The organism is Kitasatospora sp. NPDC007106 (assembly GCF_040634455.1).
Taxonomy (GTDB): domain Bacteria; phylum Actinomycetota; class Actinomycetes; order Streptomycetales; family Streptomycetaceae; genus Kitasatospora; species Kitasatospora arboriphila.
The window spans coordinates 1-1,479 of sequence record NZ_JBEYFP010001190.1 but is presented as its reverse complement, the minus strand read 5'-3'; the positions used below and the strand labels follow the sequence as shown (position 1 = coordinate 1,479).

General features: G+C 76.1%; 1 protein-coding gene. It reads right to left on the bottom strand.

Annotation, left to right across the window (positions count from 1 at the left end):
- Positions 1-30: 30 nt before the first annotated feature.
- The coding region (locus ABZ641_RS37030; RefSeq protein ID WP_359988962.1) for a hypothetical protein at positions 31-1,479 on the bottom strand (1,449 nt) is incomplete at its 5' end.

Genomic DNA, 1,479 nt, shown 5'->3' with positions numbered 1-1,479 from the left:
AGATGAACACCAACAAGACTACAAACGAGCTTAGTGGAGTGGTGACTTGTGTTCAGACGAGTGCTCTGCGGATCTGGGGTCGGCGCCGAGCAGGGCGATCAGGCCGGCCTGGAGTCCGGCCAGGGTGCGCCGGGTGCGCGGTCGGGCGCCGATCGCGGTGAGCACGGCCCGGTCGCGGCGGGCGTCGGCCGCGGCGAGCGCGGTGGCGACCACGGCCGCACCGAGGACCACCACGGCGGCGAAAGCGCTCAGTGCCACTCCGATCAGGCTGTTGGTCGGCCGGTAGCCGCGTTCCACCTCGAGGGTGGCGTGCGGGGCGAGCCGGGCGACGGTGGCGGCGGCCCGTCGTTCGGCCTTCTCGGGGGTGGGGGCGGCGGGCAGCCAGATTGATCCGGTGGGCTCCACCGACAGGCCGCCCAACCGCTGGACGGTCTGCGCGCCGACGACCACCGGCGCGTAGCGCCGGTCGGCGGGCCGTTCGACGAGGACGCCGTCCACGCTCTCCTGCCGTACCGCGCCGCCGGCGCCCTGCATCTGCAGCAGCACCCGACCGTCGTGCAGGTAGGCGGGGTCGGTGACGACGGCCTTGCCGGCGGCGAGCGCGGCCTCGGCGGCCGGGTCGTGCAGGGCGAGCAGGTTGTGCAGGACCGCGGCGTCGCCGACCAGCAACGGGGTGGTGACGGTCCGTCCGTAGCGTTGGCCGCCCTCGGCGTGGACGGTGGCCCGGCAGTCCTGGCAGAAGACGTACTCGGCCTGGTAGAGGTCGGCGCGTTCGCCGAGGTCCGGCAGGTCCTGGGCGAGCGCGGTGCGAAGCTGCGGCAGCGCGGCCGCGTCGCCGTACGTCTCCAGTTGGACGGAGTCGACCGGTCGCCGGAGTTGGTAGGCCGCCCGGTCCTGGGCCTCGGACCCGGTGGTGTACACGCCGACGGCGACCGCACCGGCGACGGCGGCGAGGACCGCGGCGACGGCGGGCGCGGTGCGGGAGCGGTGCCGGGCGGTGTCGCGCAGGGCGAGTCGGGCGCCGAGCGGTAGCCGGCCGGCGAGCCGGCCGCACAGGGCCAGCAGCAGTGGGGTGAGCAGCAGCAGCCCGAGTTCGGCGGTGACCGCGCCGCCCAGCACCGACAGGGTGCGGACGGACAGTCCGGCGACCACGGGCGGTCCGCCGACCTGTCCGGCGACGGCCCCGTACAGGGCGAGTCCGGTGCCCGCGGCCACGGTGGCCGCGCCGAGCAGCGGCACCCACCGCCCCGCCGGGCGGACGGTGTCACGGCCGGTCAGGGCGGCGAGCACGTCGCGGCGGCCGGCCTGGACGGCGGGCAGCAGGGCCGCCAGCAGGGCGGTGGCGATGCCGGTGGCGGCGATCAGCAGCAGGTCTGTCGGGCGCAGGGCCAGCGGGCCGCGGAAGGGCGCGAGCAGGCGGCGGAGGCTGAAGTGCAGGTCGCCGGCCTCGGCGTCCTCGACCCGGATGTCGGGGGTGTC